This window comes from Sphingosinicella sp. (assembly GCF_052387495.1).
GTDB lineage: Bacteria > Pseudomonadota > Alphaproteobacteria > Sphingomonadales > Sphingomonadaceae > Allosphingosinicella.
In genome coordinates this window covers 1-3,424 of the sequence record NZ_JBQTJC010000168.1, presented here as the reverse complement: position 1 = coordinate 3,424, position 3,424 = coordinate 1, and the positions used below count along the sequence as shown (strand labels likewise).

The 3,424-nt window shown below is 69.5% G+C and carries 3 protein-coding genes; 1 reads left to right on the top strand and 2 read right to left on the bottom strand.

Annotation, left to right across the window (positions count from 1 at the left end; genetic code table 11):
* Positions 1-7: 7 nt before the first annotated feature.
* On the bottom strand, positions 8-310 hold the full coding sequence (locus tag ACT4N8_RS09365; RefSeq protein WP_444857865.1) for a lipopolysaccharide assembly protein LapA domain-containing protein: 303 nt from the start codon (positions 308-310) through the stop codon (positions 8-10).
* Positions 311-352: 42 nt separating this feature from the next.
* A complete protein-coding gene (locus ACT4N8_RS09360; protein WP_444857864.1) occupies positions 353-2,656 on the bottom strand; it encodes a patatin-like protein in 2,304 nt (767 codons plus the stop codon).
* Positions 2,657-2,792: 136 nt separating this feature from the next.
* Between ACT4N8_RS09360 and ACT4N8_RS09355 the strand changes: the two genes are divergently transcribed.
* Positions 2,793-3,424 (top strand): serine hydrolase domain-containing protein (locus tag ACT4N8_RS09355; RefSeq protein ID WP_444857863.1); only part of this gene is annotated, 632 nt, incomplete at its 3' end.

Here is a 3,424-nt window from a genome sequence, read left to right as displayed (position 1 = left end):
GGACCCTTCATGCGTTTGACCGGGCCTCACCCTGTGGCGGCGGCGGCGCGTTGCGCGGCACGGGCGCGTTGGCGACATGCGCCTGGTTCTGAGTCTCCAGCCGCCGCTTCAGCGACCAGATCCGGGTGCGGTAGAGGAGAAAGGTCGGAAGGAAGCCCAGGACGAAAGCGCCGATTACCAGCACGGGCAGCTTCACGTCCGCCTCGAGCCCGCCCCACAAGGTGAGCGTCACCGGCTGCCAGTTGGTCCGGGCGAAGAGCACGATCACCACCGCGACGATCACCCAGAACAGGGTCTTGAGGAACTGCATGGCCTTTGCCTCTCTCCGAAATCTTCGCCTTAGTCCAGTGCGCTACCCAACCTCGCGCTCGAGCTGCTCGAACAAGGGACCGATCGTCGTGAGCCGGTCCTTCTCCTCGGCGAGAATGGAGCGGAACGCCTCCTGCTTGAGCGCGGCCACCGATTCGGGGGTGAGCTGCGCCTCGTCGGGAAGCGTGGAAATGGTGATGTCGATCAGCCGGTCGGCGCCGTGCAGGCGGCCCCAGAGATAGTCATTCTCGCGATAGGCGCGGCTGAAGAAGGCGCCGAAGCTGTTGAACTGGATGCCTTTCAGAGTCGCCTCGGTGCCGCCTTTGCGGATCGCTACCGCGTCCTCGGGCGAGATGCGATCGACCTTGATCGGATCGAACTCGTCCAGCCCTTCGCCCTGAAGGAGCGGCAGGGTGGCGACGTCGTAAAAGGGGTAGCCGAGATAGTTGAGCAGCAATGCGCGGCGATCGCCCTTGGGCAGCTCGTTGAACGCCTCGGCGAGGCGCTGATCGGTCTCCTGGTCGAGCGGCCTGAGGTCGAGCAGGCCCGCCAGAGCGATCAGCGCCGCTTCGGGCCGCATCTCGACGTCGGCGAAGATTCGCGTCCGCGCCGGCTCGACGCTCTGCGGCTCGCGCGAGTGATAGCGGCCGAGCATGTCATTGAGCAATTTGCGGACATGCTCGCGGTCGGCGCGCTCGCCGCCGCGCTGCTCGGCCATGCGGGTCAGCCGGCGGGTCACGAAGCGCAGCCGTCGGGTGCGGAAGCCCATGTCGAGATCGCGCAGGAAGGCGATCGCGTCCAGGCTGATGCCGTGCGCGGTGATCGTCTCCGGGCCGAGCAGGCCGCGGGCATGGACGACCTGCCAGACCGCGCGCCGTACCCGGTCCCGCCGCGCGCGGTCGCCGCCGCCGCCGAGACGGAAGATCGCGGCGGCCGATTCCTCCGCGACGGTGGCGATCTTGAGATGGGCGTAAGCGGCATAGGCATAGCCGGCGGCCCGCGCCGCGAGATCGTTGGCGCGCGAGCGCCAGCTGCCGAGGCGCTTCGCGGTCGGGCTCATGAACATGAAGCTCGAGCCCAGGGCGCGCTCGATCGCCGCCTCGACCTCGGGCTGCATCGCCTTGACGATTCGCCGCTGCCGCCGGATCCGCCCGGACAGCCGCTCGATCGCCTCCAGATTGTCGCTGATCGGCTGCTCGCGCGGAATGTCGGACAGCGCGCCGAGGATCGTGGCGAAGAAGCCCGGCGCTTCGTCAGCCTTGCCGCCGGTCAGGTTGACGCTGCGCCGGCCGGGCTTGGGGTCGATATAGACGAAGCGCCGGTCGACCTCGCGCCGCGCCGGCCGCTTTTCCAGCGCGGCGATGCACGGGCGGAAGGGCGCGTTGGCGAGCACCGAGCCGTCGATCAGCACCGCCTGTTCCAGGTCGCCGACCTCGGCGTGGCGCGGCATGATCCGGGCGAGGAAGGCGTTGCGCGTCGGCCAGCCGCGCCGGCGTTTCTCCAGCACCCGGTCGAGCTCGCCGACCATGAAGGGCGGGAAGGCGCCGGGGAAGCTCGCCGTCGCCCGCGCCGCGAAGGTCAGCTCGACCGGGTCGGCGAAGCCGCGCGTCTCGCCCCCGGGATCCTGGAAGGCGAGGGTGAGCCGATGCTCGCGCTCGGTCACCTCGGGCGGCGAATTGAGCCGGAGCTGCTGGGGATGGCCGCGAAAGTCGGTGACGGTGACGAACAGGTCGAGCGGCTGGTAGGTCGGGAGCAATGGTGGCCCCGAGGGCGCCGTGTCCATCGCGTCGAAGGCGTCGAGCAAGAGGTTGGTGAGGCCCGCCCCGCCGAAGGGCGGCGCGAACCATTTGGCGCGGACGAAATTGGCGAGCTTGGCCTTGACCTCGGCGCGCTGCGCCTTGTCCACCGTCTCGTCGACCGTCGCGGCCCGGCCCGACAGATACCAGGCGAAGGGCACGGCGGCGGTCTTGGCGAAGCGCGAGACGACACCGACCTCGGGATCGAGCAATTTGTCGACGTCCGCCGAATCGAGCCAGAGGTCGGTGAGCGGATCGAGCGGGCGGCCGTTGGCGATCGCATGGGAGAGGAAGACGGCGTTGATCCCGCCCGCGCTCGCCCCGGCGAGGATGTCGACCAGCACCCTGAGCTCGAGCTTCGCCTCGTCGGCGATCCGCTCGAGCAGCCGGTAATAGACGCTGCGGCGCGCCTCGGCGTCCGCGTCGCCGGCATGGAAGGCGCGGCTCGCGCAGGCCAAACGCCAGATCTCCTTGGTGACGCCGTGCATGTAGACGGCGAGGCTGATCCCGCCGTAGCAGACCAGCGCGATCCGGAGCTCCTTCTCCCGCATGGCGCGCAAGGTGACACGGATGGGCCGAGCCTGTCGAGCGCGGAGCGCGTCGCGCTTTCCTTCGCGCTCGGCCCGCGATAAGCCGCCGGCGGCCGGCGCGCTCGATCCGGCGCGTTGGAAATGGTCAGCCGGATTCGTGTCGCCAAGGCGTCTTCTTACCTTCCTGATCGCCGGACTTCTGGGGCTCGGATTGCTCTGGGCGGCGAGCCTGTGGCTGACCGCGCCGCTTCCCGAACCCGCTCCGGGCGGCGACGGCGTCGAGACGGCGATCGTCGAGGCGTCGGCGGAGCCGGCGAGCCGGGTCGACTACAACCAGCTCGACGCGCGGCTCACCCGGCTGATGGAAGACCCGGCGATGGTCGGCCTCGCCGTCGCCGTGGTCGAGCAGGGGCATATCCGCTTCATCAAGGGCTATGGGGAGACCGCCGAGGGGACGGGCGATCCAGTCACCACCCGGACCGTGTTCCGCTGGGCCTCGCTCTCGAAGGGCGTGGCCGGCGACATGATCGCCTTGCTCGCGAGCGAAGGAGGACTGGCGCTCCACGATCCGGTCAATCGCTGGGCATCCTCTCTGCGCCTCCCCGGCGGCAACGAGGCGCGCGCGACCGTCGCGGACCTGCTCTCGCACCGGCTGGGCCTGTTCGCCCATGCCCAGGACGCCAAGCTCGAGGACGATTTCGATCCCAGATGGCTGCGCGGCTCGCTCGGCACCCTGCACAATATCTGCGCGCCCGGCACCTGCCACGCCTATCAGAACGTCGCCTTCGA

Bases quoted from the DNA above. Each gene is read 5' to 3' on its own strand.
- ACT4N8_RS09360 (WP_444857864.1), bottom strand. From the start codon at position 2,656: ATGCGGGAGAAGGAGCTCCGGATCGCGCTGGTCTGCTACGGCGGGATC.
- ACT4N8_RS09365 (WP_444857865.1), bottom strand. From the start codon at position 310: ATGCAGTTCCTCAAGACCCTGTTCTGGGTGATCGTCGCGGTGGTGATC.